23 protein-coding genes are annotated in these 20,699 nt (G+C 38.1%); 3 read left to right on the top strand and 20 right to left on the bottom strand.

Features of this window, described 5'->3' with window-relative positions:
- Window positions 1–79: 79 nt before the first annotated feature.
- The 10 genes from ACSU6B_RS02750 to ACSU6B_RS02705 all read right to left on the bottom strand — a co-directional run bounded on the left by ACSU6B_RS02750 (window position 80) and on the right by ACSU6B_RS02705 (window position 8,385).
- On the bottom strand, window positions 80–1,099 hold the full coding sequence (locus ACSU6B_RS02750) for a polysaccharide deacetylase family protein (protein WP_410882565.1): 1,020 nt from the start codon (window positions 1,097–1,099) through the stop codon (window positions 80–82).
- A gap of 164 nt (window positions 1,100–1,263) precedes the next feature.
- Window positions 1,264–2,196 carry a type II secretion system F family protein gene (locus ACSU6B_RS02745; RefSeq protein ID WP_410882563.1) on the bottom strand — a complete coding sequence of 311 codons (933 nt, stop codon included), beginning with the start codon at window positions 2,194–2,196 and terminating at the stop codon, window positions 1,264–1,266.
- A 4-nt stretch (window positions 2,197–2,200) separates the two neighbouring features.
- The gene (locus ACSU6B_RS02740; RefSeq protein ID WP_410882561.1) at window positions 2,201–3,163 is read right to left on the bottom strand and encodes a type II secretion system F family protein; all 963 of its coding nucleotides are present in this window, start codon (window positions 3,161–3,163) and stop codon (window positions 2,201–2,203) included.
- Window positions 3,164–3,165: 2 nt separating this feature from the next.
- Complete coding sequence (locus ACSU6B_RS02735; RefSeq protein WP_410882559.1) at window positions 3,166–4,521, bottom strand: CpaF family protein; 1,356 nt, start codon at window positions 4,519–4,521, stop codon at window positions 3,166–3,168.
- Window positions 4,522–4,534: 13 nt separating this feature from the next.
- Window positions 4,535–5,719 carry an AAA family ATPase gene (locus ACSU6B_RS02730; protein ID WP_410882557.1) on the bottom strand — a complete coding sequence of 395 codons (1,185 nt, stop codon included), beginning with the start codon at window positions 5,717–5,719 and terminating at the stop codon, window positions 4,535–4,537.
- Window positions 5,716–6,336 carry a Flp pilus assembly protein CpaB gene (gene cpaB / locus ACSU6B_RS02725; RefSeq protein ID WP_410882555.1) on the bottom strand — a complete coding sequence of 207 codons (621 nt, stop codon included), beginning with the start codon at window positions 6,334–6,336 and terminating at the stop codon, window positions 5,716–5,718. Before cpaB ends, ACSU6B_RS02730 begins: the two co-directional genes overlap by 4 nt.
- Window positions 6,337–6,366: 30 nt before the next feature.
- A complete protein-coding gene (locus tag ACSU6B_RS02720; RefSeq protein WP_410882553.1) occupies window positions 6,367–7,269 on the bottom strand; it encodes a pilus assembly protein TadG-related protein in 903 nt (300 codons plus the stop codon).
- Entirely contained in the window at window positions 7,266–7,637 is a 372-nt protein-coding gene (locus ACSU6B_RS02715; RefSeq protein WP_410882551.1) for a TadE/TadG family type IV pilus assembly protein, read from the bottom strand. The genes ACSU6B_RS02720 and ACSU6B_RS02715 overlap by 4 nt, the downstream gene beginning before the upstream one ends.
- Window positions 7,634–8,146 (bottom strand): A24 family peptidase, encoded by a 513-nt coding sequence (locus ACSU6B_RS02710; protein WP_410882549.1) that lies wholly within the window; start codon window positions 8,144–8,146, stop codon window positions 7,634–7,636. The genes ACSU6B_RS02715 and ACSU6B_RS02710 overlap by 4 nt, the downstream gene beginning before the upstream one ends.
- Window positions 8,147–8,229: 83 nt before the next feature.
- Entirely contained in the window at window positions 8,230–8,385 is a 156-nt protein-coding gene (locus ACSU6B_RS02705; protein ID WP_410882547.1) for a Flp family type IVb pilin, read from the bottom strand.
- A gap of 281 nt (window positions 8,386–8,666) precedes the next feature.
- Here ACSU6B_RS02705 and ACSU6B_RS02700 point away from each other — a divergent pair, with 281 nt between their 5' ends.
- Both ACSU6B_RS02700 and ACSU6B_RS02695 read left to right on the top strand, forming a co-directional pair.
- Entirely contained in the window at window positions 8,667–8,993 is a 327-nt protein-coding gene (locus ACSU6B_RS02700; RefSeq protein ID WP_410882545.1) for a DUF192 domain-containing protein, read from the top strand.
- Window positions 8,994–9,096: 103 nt separating this feature from the next.
- Window positions 9,097–9,564, top strand: coding sequence for a hypothetical protein (locus tag ACSU6B_RS02695; RefSeq protein ID WP_410882543.1), 468 nt, complete (start codon window positions 9,097–9,099; stop codon window positions 9,562–9,564).
- A gap of 41 nt (window positions 9,565–9,605) precedes the next feature.
- Here ACSU6B_RS02695 and ACSU6B_RS02690 read toward each other — a convergent pair whose 3' ends face one another.
- Window positions 9,606–9,992 (bottom strand): 2Fe-2S iron-sulfur cluster-binding protein, encoded by a 387-nt coding sequence (locus ACSU6B_RS02690; protein WP_410882541.1) that lies wholly within the window; start codon window positions 9,990–9,992, stop codon window positions 9,606–9,608.
- A 3-nt stretch (window positions 9,993–9,995) separates the two neighbouring features.
- Window positions 9,996–10,844: a family 1 encapsulin nanocompartment shell protein gene (locus ACSU6B_RS02685; protein WP_215005514.1), complete on the bottom strand. Its 849-nt coding sequence runs from the start codon at window positions 10,842–10,844 to the stop codon at window positions 9,996–9,998.
- A 49-nt stretch (window positions 10,845–10,893) separates the two neighbouring features.
- Between ACSU6B_RS02685 and ACSU6B_RS02680 the strand changes: the two genes are divergently transcribed.
- The gene (locus ACSU6B_RS02680; protein ID WP_410882539.1) at window positions 10,894–11,067 is read left to right on the top strand and encodes a hypothetical protein; all 174 of its coding nucleotides are present in this window, start codon (window positions 10,894–10,896) and stop codon (window positions 11,065–11,067) included.
- On the opposite strand, the gene ACSU6B_RS02675 is transcribed toward ACSU6B_RS02680, so the two are convergent.
- The 8 genes from ACSU6B_RS02675 to ACSU6B_RS02640 form a co-directional block, all read right to left on the bottom strand.
- Complete coding sequence (locus tag ACSU6B_RS02675; protein WP_410882537.1) at window positions 11,064–11,636, bottom strand: IMEF encapsulin system ferritin-like cargo protein; 573 nt, start codon at window positions 11,634–11,636, stop codon at window positions 11,064–11,066. The genes ACSU6B_RS02680 and ACSU6B_RS02675 overlap by 4 nt on opposite strands.
- A gap of 345 nt (window positions 11,637–11,981) precedes the next feature.
- Window positions 11,982–13,202 (bottom strand): L-2-hydroxyglutarate oxidase, encoded by a 1,221-nt coding sequence (gene lhgO, locus ACSU6B_RS02670; protein ID WP_410882535.1) that lies wholly within the window; start codon window positions 13,200–13,202, stop codon window positions 11,982–11,984.
- 12 nt (window positions 13,203–13,214) lie between these two features.
- Entirely contained in the window at window positions 13,215–13,886 is a 672-nt protein-coding gene (locus ACSU6B_RS02665) for a GntR family transcriptional regulator (RefSeq protein ID WP_410882533.1), read from the bottom strand.
- A gap of 220 nt (window positions 13,887–14,106) precedes the next feature.
- Complete coding sequence (locus ACSU6B_RS02660) at window positions 14,107–15,729, bottom strand: sigma-54-dependent Fis family transcriptional regulator (RefSeq protein WP_410882531.1); 1,623 nt, start codon at window positions 15,727–15,729, stop codon at window positions 14,107–14,109.
- 225 nt (window positions 15,730–15,954) lie between these two features.
- Window positions 15,955–17,346, bottom strand: coding sequence for a dihydrolipoyl dehydrogenase (lpdA, locus tag ACSU6B_RS02655; protein ID WP_410882529.1), 1,392 nt, complete (start codon window positions 17,344–17,346; stop codon window positions 15,955–15,957).
- 10 nt (window positions 17,347–17,356) lie between these two features.
- Window positions 17,357–18,664: a dihydrolipoamide acetyltransferase family protein gene (locus ACSU6B_RS02650; RefSeq protein WP_410882527.1), complete on the bottom strand. Its 1,308-nt coding sequence runs from the start codon at window positions 18,662–18,664 to the stop codon at window positions 17,357–17,359.
- Between the two features lie 14 nt (window positions 18,665–18,678).
- Window positions 18,679–19,665: an alpha-ketoacid dehydrogenase subunit beta gene (locus tag ACSU6B_RS02645; RefSeq protein WP_410882525.1), complete on the bottom strand. Its 987-nt coding sequence runs from the start codon at window positions 19,663–19,665 to the stop codon at window positions 18,679–18,681.
- A 22-nt stretch (window positions 19,666–19,687) separates the two neighbouring features.
- A complete protein-coding gene (locus ACSU6B_RS02640) occupies window positions 19,688–20,677 on the bottom strand; it encodes a thiamine pyrophosphate-dependent dehydrogenase E1 component subunit alpha (RefSeq protein WP_410882523.1) in 990 nt (329 codons plus the stop codon).
- Between the last annotated feature and the right edge of the window lie 22 nt (window positions 20,678–20,699).

Here is a 20,699-nt window from a genome sequence, read left to right as displayed (position 1 = left end):
CATTATATTCACTATAAATCACATGAAAGAATTTTTAATATATGGTTAGTTTACCAAATCTGCAGATATTTGTCTTATCTCAAAATTGGATTGGAGTAGTAGTATTTTCAATTGGTTTACCTTCAAAGCCTTGTTTCTTTAAATAGTCTAGAAGTAATGGTAAATAAGCAAGAGTTTCCTTTCGCTCATGTAAAAGGATAACTAGCGGTCCATTATGGTCTTTCTTTTGGTTTATTTGGTTGATAACGCTGTTGACATAGCGTTTATCCTTATAGTACCAATCCTTACTATCAATATTCCAGTCCCACATCAAATACCCATTTTCCTTGACGGCCTTTTTATACTCGTCTGTCATGTTTGGTACGCTGCCATAGGGCGTTCGCATAATAAAAGAATTGACACCCGACACTTCCTTTAAGGTGTTACGGTTTTGGGTTAATTCACTAAGCACTGATTCTTTAGATTTATAAAATTTCTTTTGACTGTGAGATACACTATGTAGTCCAAGCGTTTCACCCGTCTTGGTCATTAATTTAACCGCTTCAGGATATCTCTTTATATTCCCATCAATCATAAAGAATGTTGCTTTAAATTGATACTTTTCAAGAAGCGCAATTATCTTATCGGAAAAAGCTGCTGGACCATCATCAAATGTTAAATAGACAATTTTCTTACCACTATTTCTTGGTTGTGTATTTTTTGGTTTAGACGGAGCTGCAATGGATTCCTTTGTCGGTGGTTGAGAAGTAGTTTTATCTTTTGTGGTGGGGTGTGCCACAGCTTTATTTGTAGTATGATTGTTTGGCACCTTACTAGTCTCTCGTTCTTGCTGATTACTCCATATCACGGCTTTGTCTTGTTGCTTTCTTATTAATTCTTTTTCCAATTTTAAATCGTTTGTGTTCCGTACAATCAACTCCGCTGACACATTTTTCTTTACAGGTAGATTAGTAACTTTATTTTTTTGATGATTTTTAGATTCATCACCTGCAGCTTTTGCTTGAAAATAATTACTAACAAATATCCCTGTAAACAAAAAAACAACGGCAATGACAGCAATTAATGTCCCCTTCGACCAACCGCCTTTAAGTTTCCCCATCGATCAATCCCTCTTTGATGTTTATTATTTTTCTTTCTCCATTATAGACGAAATTTTGACCAAAGTGTTACCAATATATGAAAATATTACAATCATAAAAATCAAAAAAAAAAAGCCATCGAGGTGGCTTTTTTGATTTTTTTCACCTTTTCTTCTGTTCCTAATCAACCGCCAAACCCCTTTGTAACTAACTGTATGACTATTGGACCTAGTATCACAATAAATATCGAAGGAAAAATGAAAAACACCATTGGAAATAGCATTTTCACTGGCGCTTTCATCGCCTGTTCACGGGCCGCCTCCCGCCGTTGTTCCCGAACCCGAACTGTCAAATTTCCTAATACCTTTGCCATCCCAATCCCTAGCTGATCTGCCTGGATTAACGATGTGATGATACTTTGGAATGAATCAGAGGGCACACGTTTACGAAGTTCATAAAAAGCATCTTTTCTCGATTTTCCTAGCTTCATATCCTCTAATGTATGCATAAATTCAGCAGACAGGGGGCCTTTTAGTTTTTTTGCTACCTCTGCAATTGCCAAATCAAGCCCCATTCCCGCCTCTAACAAAAGATTTACGGTATCAAAAAAATCAGGCATGGATTTATTAATTTCCTTAATTCTAGTTGTTTTTTTCTTTCCAAGATAAAATACAGGCAGGCGGTAACCCAATAAAGCCAATGCAATCACCATAATCCAGATAGACATTTTATCTTCAATTACAGGCAAAATAAACAGAATAACAGGAATACTCATAACTGCAGTAAGTAACATTTGAAATAACCTAAAATCAGTGGCCGATTTAAAAGGGTAACCCCCATCCCTAAGAAGCATGTCTAATTTTTTTCGTTCCGTTTTTGAAACTTTCCCATTTAACAATTGGGTTCCCTTATTCCAGTATACTAGAAATACCTTTTTTGCCCTGCTTTCCTTATGTTTTCGGGATGTATTCACTTTTTGTTTCTTAACAGGTTCTTCAAAATACGTACTTAAACGTTCATTAAAGGCAATTTTCCCTTTAAATATGGTTAACAATACTCCAGCAAGCAGGAATGTTACAAATCCAGCTATGAGTAAACTAAAAACGATATCCAGCATTCTACTACACCTCGATCCGGATAATCTTCTGAATTAACAACCAACCAATAAAAATGGAAACAACACTAACAAACAACATCATCCACCCCAACGGATGCTCAAGCATTGGCGCAAAATATTCCCTATTTATTAGTGATAAATATAATCCTAGTCCGACCGGCAGTAACGTAATGATCCAGGCTGACATTTTCCCCTGTGCGGTTAAAGTATTCAACTCTTCAAGTATTCGGACTCTGCCCCTGATTGTTTCTTCCATGGTTTCAAGCAATGCAGCCAGATTTCCACCACTTTTTCGCTGTGCTAGGATTGCCCTAACAACTACCTCAAGTTCTTTGTTTGGCACTCGTTCTACTAATTCTTCAAATACCTTTTCAAGCGGAATCCCCAACCCCGCCTGACGGACAACACGCTCAAATTCTGGCCCTAATGGATCGGGCACTTCTTTTCCAACAAGCTGCATAGCCTGCATAAAACTAAACCCTGCCCTCATTGAATTTGCCATCATTCCTAATATATCAACTAACTGATGTGATGAAAGCTGCAGCCGTTTATTTCTTTTTCGTTTCATGATAATTTTCGGAAGGAGGAATCCCATGATTAAAGCAAAAAGGCAAAGATACCATTCTAGTCCTAGTAATGCTGAAATAGTCCCAATACCAGCGGCAGCTAAAATTCTTAGTGCAAAGAACTCTTCCGATTTTAATTTACTTCCGCTCTCAACTAAGATTTTCTCTGTTTTTTCACTAAATTGAACATTTTTAAAAATCAAGGCGACTGAAAGTAAAAACTGCCTAAAAAAAACTTGTTTTTTTTCTTTCTTTTTTATGACTTCTTCCAACTGTGAAGCTGGTAAAAACTCATTTATCCTGTCAGCCATTCTCTTCTTAGTGGAATATTTCCTCAAGAAAATATATATTAAGCTACTAGTAGTGAGAAATATCAATATTAATTCGATTGCTGTTTTCATTTCTACCACTCCCCAACAAACCATGAAGCAGGTAAAGAGTATCCATTTAATTCGAGCTTCTCCGTGAATTTTGGTCGTATTCCTGTAGAAATAAATCTTCCATTAATAAGCCCATCATCTGTAACACCTGTTTCATTAAATAAATAAATATCCTGAAGAACGATAGTATCCCCTTCCATTCCCAACACTTCCGTAACATGAGTAATTTTTCTGGTTCCATCCTTCAGCCTTGTTTGTTGAACGATGATATCTATCGCACCTGCGATTTGCTCACGGATTGCTTTTACCGGGAGCTCAAAGCCTGCCATCAACACCATTGTTTCCAATCGTGAAAGAATATCACGAGGTGAATTGGCATGTCCTGTACTTAAACTACCGTCATGACCAGTGTTCATGGCTTGAAGCATATCTAAGGCTTCAGCTCCACGAACCTCACCAACGACAATTCGATCAGGACGCATTCGGAGCGAATTTCGCACTAATTCTCGAATCGATATTTGACCTTTTCCTTCGATATTCGGCGGACGAGATTCTAAAGCCACAACATGTTCCTGATTAAGGTTAAGCTCGGCTGCATCTTCAATGGTTACGATTCGTTCAGTGTTTGGAATAAATGAAGATAATACGTTTAAAGTTGAAGTTTTCCCCGAACCTGTCCCACCGCTAATAAAGATATTGAGCTTTGATTTAACACAAATATCTAGGAACTCCGCCATATCTTCAGTTAAGGTCCCAAATGCGATTAAATCTTTAATTGTAAAAGGGATATCGGAAAATTTCCGAATGGTTAAACTCGGGCCTTTTAATGCAAGTGGAGGAATGATTGCATTAACACGGGATCCATCTGGTAAACGTGCATCGACCATCGGCGAGCTTTCATCGACACGGCGACCGATTGGTGAGACAATTCGCTCAATAACACGCATAACGTGCAGATTATCTACAAAGTTAATATTACTCCTTAAAATCTTGCCATTTTTTTCATAATAAATTTGATTAAAGCTATTTACCATGACTTCACTAATTAAGGGATTCACTAATAATGGTGTAATCGGGCCATAAGCCAACAACTCATCTTTAACATAATTCAAGATTTCTTGCTTCTCTTCAAAAGTTAGTCTTCCGCCTTCTTGAGCAAAGAAAGCTTGCCCTAACTCGTCAATTTTCTGTTTTTCTTCCTCTTTATTCTGACCAGGATATTTTTTTAATTCTTCTAATAGATAATTGTGAAGTCCAGATTCAAGAGACCAGAAATCTTCTGACCTTTTTTGTACCGGTAATTCTTCGAAGTCTTTATCTATTAAATTCGTACTTCTACTTGTATTCGATCCTTCTTTAAACCTTTCAAAAAGCGACATTGAGAACCTCTCCTCACTTTCCTACTAGAAACCAGCGTTTCTCTTTCTTTATTTTCTCTGTCTCTCCACTTAATTGTTTAATTAGATTTTCCGATAATTTCCATACTGATTTCCCCAGTTGGCTCCGGGAGTTTGATTGTAAAAATGGCTGTCCTGTTTTTATGGAAGAGGACGCCACATTTCTTTGTTCTGGCAAGGTGAAATAAATATTCATCCCTAATATCTCTTCAATTTTCTTTAGTTCGAGACCCTGTCCTTTTTGAAAGCGATTAACGATAAGTTTTACTTTATGTTGTTGCTTAATTGACTCTAGTGTTTCAAGATAAAGCTTGGTTAACCTTAGACCGGATATCTCATTGATTGTTAATAATAATATTTCATCAGACAAATCAAGACAGCGCAAATGGATTTCAGATAAATAAACGGGCATATCAATAAGGACCACGTCGAATTGTTTTTTTGCTGCCATAATAGCACTCTTCATGTGTTCTTCGGTAATTCCTTCGAAGAACTCAGGTCGAGTCGGTGCAGCAAGAATCGAAACATCGCCTTCAACCGAGGTCATATATTGATTGATGGAAGCGTTCGATTGACCGTATCCTTCCTTAACCCATTCATAAACCGTTCGTTTCGGTTTCACATTATAGTACATTGCCACCTCGCCAAATTGCAGGTTCCCGTCTATAACAGCGACCTTCTTTCCCATCCTAGCGAGAGCAATTGCGAGGTTAACTGTTATAAGCGTCCTACCCACTCCCCCCTTAGGATTGGAGACGGCTATAACTCTACTTTTTTCTTTTAATAAATTTACGAACATATTATCCTTATTGGCACGATGCTGCATATATTTCATCGCATGTACAATAGCTTCACCAAGTTCTTCATGATTAAAGGATGAGCGCAGGGTATCGGATGCCCCCATTAACATTGCTTTTTTTAAATTTTCTAAGCTATCAGGGACAATTAAGATGATATAAACATGCGGGTAAAGAACGGAAATTTCCTGACAAAGATCATAAACGTTATAAAATGTATGAGCTTTAATAAATAATACAGACTGATTACTCTCAACTAAAAGTGTATGTAATTTTCCAATTTGATTGGTAGTTGACAAATGAAATTGCTTCTTTTCTAAAAGTGCTTTTACTTCTCCAGGAGGAGTATTCGTATCAGAAAAATAAATCCAGTTTATATTCATTTCGATTTAGTGCCTCCCTCTTTAATTACTTCTCTTGTATGTTTTAACCCTAATTTGCTGCTTCCTGTGTCCTCAGGATTTCTAAGCATTAAATAGAATCCGTCCTGATCCTTTGCTGCTAAACCTAACATGACTCCCTCTTCGGGCGTGACTTCCAAGGTAACGGTCTCATAATGGAGGGCTTCTTCCTTGTTGTCAGCAGATTTACCTGAAGATAGAACCTTCATATTTTCAAGGACTACCACCGCTGATTTATATTCTTTACCTGCAGCATCTTTGGTAGTTTCATAAGCTATTACATCCACTAGTGAATCTTGGGCAATATACCCGGATACACTCTCTTCAAGGTTCACTTTTAATGAGATCGCACGTTTCCCCTTGCTTATATCCTCTAGCGGATTTTTAAATTCCCTCTCAACCTTTTTCTCCTTTTCAGTCACTTTCTTTTCTTGAGATTGCTTATCAGATTTGTTATCTTTTTTATCTTCACTCACTTGATTGACTTGCCCTTCGGAAGCCGAAGAAACATTTTCTTTTGTAAAGAGTGTAATATAGGCAATTCCTGCAACTGTCAAACCCAATATAAATGAAATAATCCAAATCTTTTTCGTATTCATATTGCCCTCCTAAATCTCATGCCTGAAAATTCATTCTATCAATTTGACACTGTATAATGTCCCGATACCATCCTCACCAATTTCTCCTGGCTGAAGCCTTTTAATGAATTCTCCCATAAGTGTTTTATTGTCAAAGCCATCTATCCAATACGTTGCGAAACCTGTCACGTTGAGAGTATCCCTCCCATTTGCTCCATCCCATGTGTCAATGACAACTATATTAATAACCCTTTTGCATTGACTATCAGCAGTTTCTGCGGACTGGCAATGAGGTTTATTTGAATCACTATTAATCAATTCATTTATCGTACTACTCACAGGTCCCCACATTTCACCAGGTTCGGTCTTTACCTGGTTTCCAACAGAATAAATATTTCCGTTTCTAAGAGCATCAGCCAAATTTGAAGCCCCTGTTCCATCCAAAGCTAGGAAACCACAGTTCCCATGTGTTTTTCCTGGATTAGTGCAGGTTAACTCCTTTCCATTAGGTATTTGACTTTCTTCCACAGCAATTGGAGTAATCCCTCTAGCTGTTTTTAAATGACCTACTACTGCTTTTGCCGTAGCGCTAACGTTAGAATCAGTGATACCAATTGCTCTGGCGAAGGTAAGCGAAACATTCGTTTGTTTTGTTGCTCTTATTGAATTGCCTACTATGGTTAAATCACTTTCAGATAAGGAGTATCCATTATCTTTCGCAACACCGTTAGCATTTGCGATTGCTTGAGTTTCACCTTGAATCAACCCTTGAGCGCCAGCAAGAACGGCCGCATCCAAAGCTTTTTGCAGCTTGCTTTTTTCAAAATAAATCCTTCCACCATCTATAGCTAAAGCTGCGAAGCCCAGAAGAACAACCATTGAAATGGCAACTATTACTACTGCCGCGCCGCTTTCATCTCGCAAATTTAATATTCTTAATAGTTTATTCATCATTCCACCCTCATGGTTGTGGTGTCTGTTAAGGTTAATGTTCCTATGATTTGTCCAATTATCGGAGTAAGAAATGTTATTGGATAAGTAATGGTAATTGTTACATTTGAACCAGATTTCCTGGATTCTGAAGAAATACTTATTTTATCAGTAGTTAAACCGATACTAGTCGCATCACTAGCAGCCGTATTTTTTACAGTTGTATTATCATTTCCAATGCTTGCTGAACGTGCAGCTTCTCTGCCCGCATGATCTATGGTCAGATAGGCATGAAATATTCTCGAAAAATCAATAATTCCAAACAAGAGCAAAATTAATACTGGTAGGACCAGTGCTAGTTCAACAAGCGATTGTCCTTTTTGCGATTTCATTTGAATCCACCCCATAAAAGTGAGCATAGTGTTCCCAGTGCTATTGGCACACCATAAGGGAACGAAATACTACCTTCTTTGTCTTTTGTAATATTCATGGAACCCAGATTACTTCTATAAAAAATAACATTGAAGAAGATTGATCTTATAGAGTTCTGAAAACCCTTTTTCTTAATAATCAGCATAAGGGCAATGACTCCACCAAACAATGCTGTGTAGATGAAGGAATAGAATACAAAACTTGCTCCCATCAATGCCCCGATTGCCCCCATCAATTTCACGTCACCTGCTCCCATACCTCCTAATAAAAAGGGAATAATTAGAACTCCAAGTCCAACTAGAAGCCCAACAAAACTAAATAGGAGCCCATTCAAACCTTGTGTTATTGAATAGTATATAAGGCCAAAAAAGATGGTCGGTACAGTGACAAGGTTTAATATTTTTCTTTCTTTGAGATCAGTGATGAGTGAAATGACTAAAGCAATTCCAAGAATTAAGTAAATAATCATAATCCGAATCAACCTGCCCTATTAAAATATGAGCCCTACTATGAAGTAGGGCTGTTAGATATAAAGCTACTAAAGGGTGCTTTTTACGGTAGAAGGTTAGTGAATAATGAAGTAATTTCGGTTTTTAAAAGACCAACTGCTACTCCAACTACTACTACTACTCCAGCTAACACTAATCCATATTCCGATAGTCCTTGTCCTTCTTCTTGTACTACTAGATTCTTCATTTTTTTCAACATGTGTTATTCCTCCTAGAAATTTTTTGTCGGGAGGTTCACTTTATCGAACACCCATCATAATGAGACCCGTGATTTAATTTAACGAGTATCTTACATTCGTTCTATATAGTGAACAACCTTTAAGTAAATAATAGTCCCATTGTCCCGAAATGTAAATAGTTTTATAGGACTTTGTTCTAAATAAAAAAAACGACACCATTCTACATTTTTCATTATTGAGAACAATTCAATCTTGGAGTATATTCAATATATCGAACAAAAATATGATAGGAGGTAGAATAATGGAACAATCAATTAAAACAATTCCATATTCCATTCACTTTGCTGATTCATTTTTTAAGAGATTGAAAGGACTTATGTTTCGGAAGGAACAATTGGTTGACGAGGGTTTGTGGATTATTCCGTGTAATTCGATTCATATGTGCTTTATGCATTTTGAAATCGATGCCGTTTTTCTTAATAAAGAGGGCCAAATCGTTAAAATGGTTGAAGAGCTTAAACCATGGCGCTTTGTCAAGCCTGTTCAGAATGCCTACTCAGTAGTTGAACTTCCAGCCGGAACTGTTACTCAATTAGGTTTAAAACAAGGAGAAATTATTAGTCTGTAAATTTTCAAACAACCTCCACAATTTGGTGCCTGACACCCATTGACAATGATTCTCATTATCTATAATATAACGGTATAGAGATTACATTGGAGGGGGATACAACATGTTTAACATGCTATATGGGTTGAAGGATATTCACACGGTTATTTCAAATCAACGTAAAATCGGCGGTGCGGCTGAGGCTGATTCGATTCGGTTATCATCAGGTGAAACCTATCTAAACCCTGTGTTTACTAATGTTGATATCTCAAAAGGTCATTATGTTTCTGTTGGTTTCATTGATCAAGATGGTGCAAATGTCATTGTTCATGTCGATCAGATCGCTATTATTAAAGGCTTGCAGCACAAATTAATTTGTCAGCTCAATAATACTTATATTAAACAATATCTGTTGCACGATACATTGAAATATTTACAAAAGTTATGTGAAGTGAATGAAGGTTTTGTTACGAGTTCATTTAAAAAAGAAGCGCTGAAACTTGTGCGTGATATCAGTGTAAAAGAATTGAAAAACCATAATTTTTCGCTTCCATTCCCTATTGAAGATAAATTAGTTCAATTATTTGCTTAATAAAAACGCGGTCCGCCTTGTGCTGGACCGCGTTTTGCTATTTATAGAATGACAGCTTGGCAAGCCAATCGATAGCCATTGTTTAATTCGTTCCTTAGCTTGATATGCTCTTGTTCATTTGGCTTCGATAGTCCTGAACCTTGCAGGACCTGTACGGTACATTGTCCGCAGGTTCCTTTTTGGCATTTATATTTGATTTGCTTCCCTTGGTTTAGGGCGGCATCAAGCAACTTTCCTTTAACAGGTGTTATTTCGAATTTATTCTCGCCTTGGAGTACGATTATTTTTTCAGAGTGAAGTTCTTCCCTAATCGTATCGGATGGCTGTTTAGGTTCTTCTTTTTCAAAAAGGGTACTTGCGGGTGGGTGCAGAACAGGCGCCAATGAACCCGGAATGAGTGAGCCAACCGTAAAAACTCGTTTGTTCACACGTTAATCTCCTATTGCCTCGAGTGTGCAAATTGCCCCAGGACGCTTGATTCTTAATACTACGGTTTCATAAACACGGAAAGGGTGATTCATCCCTTCCTGGCCCATGTAGGCTGTATCAAAATCCTCTGATACGGCAAGATCCAGGTTATTTCGGCCTGTATTAAGGATCACTCCCGTTTTCCCTTTTAAAACTGGTGATTGGAACACGCCATCTGTCACAAGCTCACGAATATGTTCAATTTCTAAGACATTGGTATCTTTATGGACACGATGTATTAGCGAATAAAGCTCTGGTGCTAAGACGAGTGCAAACGGTCCATGATGGTTCATTTCGAGCAGTTTATTCCTTGCATCGACAATATCCTGAAATGCGGTTCCTGATTCATACCATTCACCAATCAAGTGCGTCAGCCGTCCTTGGACATTCATTATTCCAGGGATATCAAATTCTTTTGCTCCGTGAAAAATCATCTGGTCTTCCAGATTAGCGACGTCTCGGGCAGCATTTGCAGCTGGTGAAAAATCAATTGGAATATCGAGTACCTTGGTTTGTTCTATGTCGCGCCAATATAGGATGAAATCCTTGTAGAGTAAAGGAATCGTATGGTTTACCCGTTTACTTGTTTCGAATGTGGTATCAAAAGATCCCTGGAAGTCCATTTTCGCTTCTTGGTTTTCGATAAAGATGTCATTTGAGATGCTTTGCATGCCTCGTCCGAGCGGGCCATATAGTTCGATAAAACGACGGCCTATCAACTGTCTGCGTGCTGTTTCGATGACCGTTTTGTCTAATTGGGAGAATTCTTGGTCTGTTATCGGTGAATCCGGAAATAATTGCGATTTGTTCATGTTTCGATCCTCTCTTCTATTTATATTTATTTTTAGGTTGGTTTTATAGATGTGGATTCCGCTGAGTCTGGGATTTATTCCGCCGATTGGATCGGGGATTCCGCCAAATCAGGATGGAATTCTGCTAAACTTGTTCGAGATTCCGCCAAGTTCTCAACTTATTCCGCCAAACATCATAAATCGTTTGAGTTTGAGTCTATTTACTTATGTAAGTACTGCCTAAATTAAGCTCCCAACAGTAAACCCCTTTTTATATTTAGCTGAAGACACGACTGGGACAGCAGCTGATGTTGTACCAGACCGGTCTAGGTGGTCATGATCGTGATCATGATGGGCATGCGGGTCTATGTAGTCATTATCGAAACGTTTATTAATCTCCAGTAACATCGTCTTTACTTGCTGATAATCCCGGTAGGATACTTCCCGCAATTGGTTAAGCATCGTGCTGCGTTCCTCATCGGTAAAGCGAAATAGCGCTAAATCGAGATGTTCCACAAAATTATGTAACCCGAATTTTTCGAGGTTCAACTCTTGCAAGAGCCGATTAAATTCATTATTGGTCGGCGCAAAATCTTTCTCGTCTTTTTCCTTTTCAAATTTACTGATCAGCGGAATCAGCTCTACTAATCGGGAAAGCCGCTGCTCCTCTTCTTCAAAAATATGATGGTAGTAAAGTCGTTCATGGTCATCGGTAGCGTTCTGAATGACCGGATCCAACATATTCATAAATTTTTCAATCGCATCTTTGGTTGTCGTAAAAATTTGATAAAAAATCTTTAATTCCTCTTTCACTAAATGCACCCCCGGATTTCAACTACTTGTCATTATTGACGTTAAATGGAGTTTTCAAACAATTTAACGATAAAATTAAATACACCATATTCTTCCCTGATATACCCTTAAAGACCAAGTATTAATTTATAACACTATGAATCATAAAAAAAACGCAATTCATTCTTATCATTTTAAATGTAAGAATGAATTGCGTTTCCTCGCTATGAAATAATTATTCTATTAAAATCATTTCTGCTACGATTCTAAGGGTAAATATATTTTTGAATCCTGTTATAGCGCCAAGGAGCCTGGTTTGCAATAAACATCATCCTTGAATTGAACATGATTTCTTTTAATTGTTTTTTATATTATTTTTGTAACATTTTCTATTAAGTGCGTTTGATTAGGTATTCTTCTGACAACTTCTTTACCAATTTCAATTGAAGCGGTTGCAGCTGGTGAGGGGGCATTGCATACGTGCACAGTTCGTTTGCCTATAATAATATGGAAATCATCAACCATGGTTCCATTACTTTTTAATGCCTGTGCACGTACGCCTGAAGAAGCCGGAATTAAATCCTCTTCCTTAACCTCTGGAATCAATTCCTGAAGACTCTTGGTAAACTGGGATTTACTAAAGGATCTGATATATTCCTCAAGTCCTTCTTTCATAAATTTTCTTGCAAGCCTCCAGAATCCGCCATATGAAAGGGTTTCAGCTAAATCACGCGGACTAAAATCAGTTTTCTTATACCCTTCCCGTTTAAACCCAAGCACAGCATTAGGACCCGCATCGACTTCGCCTCCTATCATCCGTGTAAAATGAACACCGAGGAACGGGAAGTTTGGATTAGGTACAGGATAAATTAGATTTTTTACTAGATAACGTTTTTCCGGCTTTAATTTATAGTATTCTCCGCGAAAAGGGACAATTTTCATACCTGTTTTATACCCTGACGCTGTAGCAACACGATCACTATGAAGCCCTGCACAATTAATCACAATACGAGCTTTCAATGTGCTACGGTTCGTTTCAATCTGGACAGCATCAACATCTTCTTGCATTTTTTCTACCTTAGTATTAACCTGAATTTCACCGCCATGTGCTTGGATAATCTCTGCAAACTTTTCGCTAACCTGTCGATAATTCACAATGCCGGCTTGCGGAACCCTAATCGCTCCAAGTCCGCGTACATGTGGTTCTATTTCTTTTAATTCATCCGCACCAATCTTTTCAATAGTCAGTTCGTTTTGAAGTCCACGATTATATAAATTATCAAGAAGCGGCATTTCTTCATGCTTCGTGGCGACAATAACTTTCCCACAAATATCATGCTCAATCCCATGAATCTGACAAAATTCTGTCATCGACTGACTTCCTTGCCTAGCGAATCTTGCTTTAAAGCTTCCGGGTTTATAGTAAATACCTGAGTGAATGACACCGCTGTTGTGGCCTGTTTGGTGCTCAGCTACTGCTTTTTCTTTTTCCATGACAACAATTTTCGCATTCGGGTATCGCTCGTAAAGTGCCATTCCTGTAGATAAACCGACTATCCCCCCACCAACAATTGCAAAATCATACATATTCAACGCCCCCTATTTATTTAGATTTTTGCTCTTTAAACTTTCCATATAATTAATTAAATTGTTCTTGGTGCGAAAAATATGATACTCCACCGCCGCCCGTAGTTCATAAGGATCCCCGCGTAACACCGCCTCATAAATGCATCGATGCTCACGTTGTGTTTCCTGAAACTCATCAATTAATAAATTAGGCGCTATTGGTGAAATTCCAAGCGTCTCAACAATTTTAAGGACCCTTGGCCATGGACAACCTTTCCTAAGAGTTTCGTGAAATAAGGCGTTTAGTTGAATATATTCATCATTCGTTTCGTCGGTTAATTTAAGCGCTTCCATTTGAAGTAAGATGTTTTCTAATTCTTGTTTATCATCTTCAGTTAAGAAGGGTAGCGATTTTTCAACAGCTAAGCCTTCAAGTATCGAACGGGTTTGGTAAATTTCTTCAATATTATCATGTGTAATCGGCGTGACTATTGCCCCTTTATGAGGGACTAGCTCTACCAGACCTTCCATTTGCAGTTGCGTCAGTGCTTCCCGTATAGGCATTCGACTGACACCAAGCCGCTCCGCCCATTCTTCTTGAATAAGCCGGTCTCCTTTTTTCAATGTCCCATCTAATATAACTTGTCTAAGAGACTTCGTTACTGTCTTTACTATCGTAGATTTATTTGGAGTTATTTCAGTCATCAGAATATCCACCTCGTTTTATTTTGGATACAATAATAAGTTTATCACACCATTTTTAGCATATCAATGCCTGTATTGTCATAATTTTGTATCCAATCAATTTTATTTAGGATCCAATCTTATATATCGATAATGGCCCCAGAAATGAAATATATAAAATAAAAAACGGACAATGCTGAACTCCCAGCTTGTCCGTTTATCCATATATTCCTTTTATAATTTAGAGTGAAATTCTTTCCTTTGTTTTTTTTAGATTAAACGCTTTCATTTTGTTGTATAATGTTTTTCTAGTGATGCCAAGGAGCTCAGAGGTTTTTGAAATGTTCCCATCATAGACATCTAAAGCTTTGATTATGAATTCCTTTTCCACCTTCTCCAATGTGGTTAATTCTACTCTTTCAGGCAAAAACATATGTTCAATTACTCTATAAGGAAAATGTTCTATAGTAATCTTCTTCCCTTGAGAGAGCACGACTGCTCTTTCTATATAGTTTTCTAGCTCTCTTATATTACCTGGCCAATGATATGATTTTAAATATTTTAAGATAGATGGTTCAAATTCCGGACATTTTTGATTCAATCCCTTACTAATTTTATTTAATAAGTGAATAAATAACTCTGGAATGTCTTCCAACCTTTCACGTAGTGGCGGGATTTGAAATACAATGATTCCTAATCGATAAAATAAATCTCTTCGAAAATTATTTTTGTCAACTAAATTTTCAAGAGATTCATTAGATGCCGCTATTACTCTAACATTGATAGGAATGGGGGTCGATCCGCCCACACGCGTCACTTCATTCTGCTGCAATACCCTCAGTAATTTAACTTGCATATTCTCAGGCATACTGTTGATTTCGTCTAAGAATAACGTACCGCCATGAGCCAACTCAAATTTGCCTGCCATACCGCCCTTTTTTGCCCCAGTGAAAGCTCCTTCCTGGTATCCAAATAACTCGCTTTCAATAAGTTGATCAGGAATGGCACCACAGTTTACTGCTATAAATGGGCTTCCTCTTCTCTCGCTTGCATTGTGAATGGCTTGTACAAACAATTCTTTACCCGTTCCACTCTCCCCTTCGACTATGATTCGTGAGTTTGAATTCGACACTACTCTTGCCATATTAATGGCAGATTGTATTCCCTCTCCACTACCAATAATGTCTTCAAATGTAAAATAACTCCTCTGTGAAGGCCGATTGTTCTTTTTTATTTCTACATTTCTTTCTTTCACAAGAAGTTCGTTTTCTATAGCTTTAGCAAGAGAGACAACCATCCCAAGAGTATGGATATGCTTAAGTGAATAATGTCCTGAAAGTGTCAGGACTCCTATTAATTTCCCATTACCATCATGTATCGGAGCAGCTGCACACGCCCATTGATGAAAAAGTACGTTGTAATGCTCCGGCCCACCAATATGTATTGGCTTCCTTGTTGTAATGGTGACACTGATTGCATTTGTACCGGCACTTTCAGAGCGGTTTGCCCCAATTACGAAATTACTCTTTTTCGCTTGCTCGACCACATGTTTGTCGCCTCTAACATCTAATACATTTCCGTATTTATCCGTTAATACAAACAAAAAGTTCGTTTCTTTTGTTATATCGCTAATGAGATTAATAAATGGAGCAACTTCGTTGATTAATAATTGATTTTTGCTTATTAACTTTTGAATTTCATCCTTTTCCAATAAAGGAGGTTTTTTGAAGGGATTAACATTTAATTTTCGGCAGCGTTTCCATGAATCTGCTACCTCTTTTCTCAGATGGGAAGTATCATTTCCGCCATTAATAAATTGGTCCCATTTATTATAAAGTTCTTTGTAAGAATAATCGGATGGCAAAAAAATTCCTCCGTTCAATAGTAATAATGGGTTTTATAACAAAAGAAGGTGTAAAATTCCGAATTGTCACTTTTATATAATAACAGACATTGGTATATTTCGGAAAGTTTTATACCTTAAACTGGGGGAAATAATGGATATTACTAGGGTATTTGGTGATTTTTCACAAAAAAGAGGAGACTGGTACAAATCTCATAAAATACTTTGTACCAGCCGTTTTTTATATTATTGAATAACTAAATTTTTCTTCTTCTCTAACCAGGCTCTTGCGGTTTCCCATATCCCTTCTGATACGGTAGGATGTGGATGGATTAGTAAAGCTAATTCATCCATCGTGCCTTCGAGAAAAATAGCTGTGGATACCTCAGAAATCATTTCGGTAACATGAGGACCAACCATTACCGCTCCAAGAATTTCATCATAGCGATCATCCGCAATCAGCTTAATAAACCCGGCTGACTCATCCATTGCTAATGTTTTGCCATTTGCTGTTAACTGCAGTGTCTCGCTTCGAAAGGAATAGCCTCTTTCTTTTGCCTCCTTTTCGGATAATCCAACACTAGCAATTTCCGGAAAAGTATAGATACAACGTGGTACAACTTTATAATCAACTTCCTTGAATATACCTGAAGCGTTCGACGCTGCTACTATACCTTCACTACTTGCAACATGTGCCAATTGCCAGCCGCCAATTACATCCCCAACAGCATAAACATTCGGAAAGCTTGTTTCCATTTGCTTATTTACTGCGATAAATGGACCAATCATCTTCAATCCCAACTTATTGACACAACTTACATTTGGTTTACGCCCTGAGGCAAACAGAACTTCTTCCGCGGAAATTGTCACCTGATCTAGATTCTTCAGCTCCACAGTTATCAATTTTTCTGAATCGATTTCACCAGCCTCAACTACTTTTGCAGATGTATGAATGGTGATTCCTTTTTTCTTAAGTTCTTTCGTCATTAACCTCGACGCATCTTCATCTTCTCCAGCAATTAACCTTTCACCCATTTCAATGATCGTAACATCAACGTTCAAACTGGAAAAAATACAGGCAAATTCCACTCCGATAATTCCTCCGCCTATGATGACGATTGATTTTGGTATGTAAGCTAAATCAAAAATCGTATCACTTGTATGGGCCTTAATATGTTCAACACCTTTAATTGATGGTACATAGGGTTTTGAACCAGTAGCAATGATAATTTTTTTACCATACACCTCAGATTGGATATTATTCGCCTCAATTTTCACTCGATAATCGGGTAAAATGGTTGCTAAGCCATTATAGAGATCAACATTTGCGCTTTTCAGGAGGAATTCTACTCCTCTTCGCAAATTCTCTATAACAGTAGTTTTCCGTTTCATCATTTTTTCGAATGACAACTTAACGTTTTCTACTTCTACTCCCCACCTTTTTGCTTTTTCTATCATGTCGAGGAATTCGGAATGCCTAAGAAGCGTTTTTGAAGGGATACACCCAGTATTCAGGCAAGTTCCTCCAAGATACTGATTTTCAATGAGAGCGACTGACAAGCCCTGCTTCCCGGCGAATTCTGCAGCAACATAACCGCCTGGGCCCCCTCCAACTACTATTAAATCGTATATCTTCATATATCTCACCTCAAACCATTAATTCATAAGGATTTTCTAATAAATTTTTCAGTTCAGTGAGAAACTCAGCTGCCGGAGCCCCATCAATCACACGATGGTCAAATGAGAGGCTGAGGGTAACGAATTGCTTTGCCGCAAATGACCCGTTTTCAGAAACGACTTTTTCCCGAATTCGTCCGATTCCCATGATCGCAGATTGTGGCTGATTAATAATAGGGGTAAATGCATCAACGGCATACATCCCCAAATTACTAATCGTGAATGTTCCACCAGCCAAATTTTCTGGAGCTAGTTTATTTTCTCTAGCCTGTTTGACAATTCGCTTATTTTCTTCCGTAAGAGCTGCAAGTCCCTTCCTATCTGCATTTCTGATAACTGGCACTACTAACCCATTGGGAACAGCAACAGCTACGCCGATATTGACTTCCGATAGAATTTCAATCGTATTCCCGTTTAGTGAAGAATTCACCAATTTGTGTGTTTTTAAAGCGGTTGCTGCAGCTTTGATAAAAATTTCGGTATAGGATAAACGATGCCCCGATACCTTCAAAATTTTATCTAATAGTTTCGTTCTTAATTCGATTCCTGCTGTCATTTCGACTTCAGAGGTAAGTGTAACATGCGGTACTGTAGTAACACTTTGGACCATTCTTTCGCCAATAACCTTACGCAAGCCATTATATTGAAGAGTTTGATTCTTCGAGATTGGTTGGTTGTTCAGAACATCAGAGGATACAATTTTTTCGTTTGCACCCGTGCCTTGGATGTTCGCTAAATTGATATTATTGTAATTTGCTAGTTTACTAGCAAGGGGAGTTACCTTTTGTTGATTGCTGATATATAATTCAACATCCCTTACTTGGATTCGATGATTGGGACCTGTACCTTTAATTTGGCGTAAGTCAATCCCATTGTCTTTTGCAAGCTTATTCGCTGAAGGCGTCCTTCTTGGTTTATTTATTCCATTAAAATTTGGTTGTTTTTCTGTACCGATTGACGGAGCAGTGTTTTCTGCTAATGGTTCTACCTCTACCTTTAACCCCTCTAAAACAGTATTTCGCATATCCTTAATAGTTTCATCCGCCTGTCCAATATAGGCGATTGGTTCTAGAACGGCTACTTCTTCATCAACATTATATAATCTTTTTAATAATATGCCTGAGGTTGTAGCTTCCACTTCAAGATTGATTTTATCGGTCATAATCTCAAGAATAGGTTCACCTTTTTCAACTCGATCCCCTTCATTCTTCATCCATTCCAATATCGTTCCTTTTTCCATCGTTGCTCCGAGTTTGGGCATTAATACTTGTTCAGCCATGTTCTATCCTCCTGTCAGGCATACGTTAGTATCATTGATTTAATAACATCCTTAATATCTTCAACTTGGGGAACTGCTTTTTTTTCAAGGGTTGGATTATACGGAATCGGTACAGCTTTCCCTCCAAGTCTTACTACTGGAGCATCGAGGAAATCAAATGCTTCACTTTCATTAATGACACTAGCAATTTCAGCACCGTATCCGCCACGTTGAACTGCTTCATATACAACAACTGCGCGCCCGGTTTTTTTCACAGATTCTACGATTGTTTCTGTATCAAGTGGCACTAACGTGCGTGGGTCTATAATTTCTACACTAATTCCATCTTTTTCAAGCTCTTCTGCTGCTTGCATTGCTCTATGAACCATAATCGAAGTTGCAACTACTGTGACATCATTACCTTCTCGCTTAATATCAGCTTTTCCAAGGGGAATAACATAGGATTCTTCAGGTACGTCGTCCTTCATTCCATATAAAAGCTTATGTTCATAGAAAATAACTGGATTATCATCTTCTAATGCTGCTTTAAACAAACCCTTCGCATCATAAGCTGTAGATGGCTGGACCACTTTTAATCCTGGAACATGTGCCATCCAAGCTTCTAAACTTTGTGAATGCTGAGCTGCAAAACCAGCTCCAGAGCCACCCGGAGTACGGATAACTATAGGAACTTTTCCCTTTCCTCCATACATATAACGTAATTTAGCTGCTTGGTTTACGATTTGGTCCATCGCAACCGTCACAAAATCGGAAAATTGAAGTTCTAGTATCGGACGCATTCCCATTAAGGCTGCACCGATCGCAACTCCTGTAATGGCTTGTTCTGAAATTGGAGTATTTAATACTTTATCTGGTCCCAGCCTTTCAATCATTCCTCTTGTTAATCCGAAGGCACCGCCATAAATACCAATATCCTCACCTAAAATAAAAACGTCTTCATTCGCTTCAATTTCTTGGCACATAACTTCATTAATTGCTTCTGCATAGGTAATTTTACGCATAAATTTTCCTCCTCCCTTTTCGTTATGCAAACACGTCTTCTTCAAGTGAGCTAAGTGATGGTTCCGGACTGTTTTCTGCAAATTCAATTGCTTCGTCGATTACTTTCTTTACTTTTTCTTCTACTTCAACTATTTCTTCTTTTGAAAAAATGCCTTCATTCAGTAGTCTTTCCTTAAACAGCTTGATTCCGTCTCTATTTGTCATCCAATCTTTTTCTTCATCCCGAGTTCTGTATTTCCGAGCATCGCTTTTGGAGTGTCCTCGCCATCTATAAGTCTTAGCTTCTATTAACGTAGGTCCTTCTCCATTTCTAGCACGATCTACCGCTTTTTGTGTCTCTTCCATTACAGCAATGACATCAGTACCGTCTAAGGTGATTCCTGGTATACCGTATGAACTGGCTCGTTCAGATAAATTCTCTATCTTCGTCATTTCTTTTATGGAACTTGACATTCCATACTGATTATTTTCACAGAAGAAAATGACTGGTAAATTCCAAACAGATGCTAGATTAATTGCTTCATGGAAAGCCCCCTCGTTAGTCGCTCCATCTCCAAAAAAACAAACGACCACATAGCCTAAATTCTTCTTCTTAGAGGCTAGGGCTGCACCACAACCAATTGGCAGCCCACCTGCAACAATACCATTAGCCCCAATATTTCCTATTTCTAAATCTGCAATATGCATCGATCCGCCTTTTCCTTTACAGTACCCTGTTTCTTTACCCAATAGCTCGGCCATCATGTATTTAACTTCTGAGCCCTTCGCAATACAATGTCCATGTCCGCGATGTGTGCTCGTAATTTTATCTTGAACTGTTAACACCGAACATGCACCAACAGCGGTAGGCTCTTGTCCGATACAAAGATGCATGGTTCCGTGAATTTTCCCTTGCATAAACTGATTTTCAACCGCTTCTTCAAAGTCACGAATTAGAATCATTTGATATAACAAATCTTTCAATTTTTCTTTTCCTAGCTTTTCAATGCTACCAACTGTTCTTGTCTCCATAAGGGAAACCCCCTTCACATTT

Source organism: Neobacillus sp. C211 (genome assembly GCF_051842875.1).
GTDB lineage: Bacteria > Bacillota > Bacilli > Bacillales > Cytobacillaceae > Neobacillus.
This window is presented reverse-complemented; position numbering and strand designations above follow the sequence as displayed.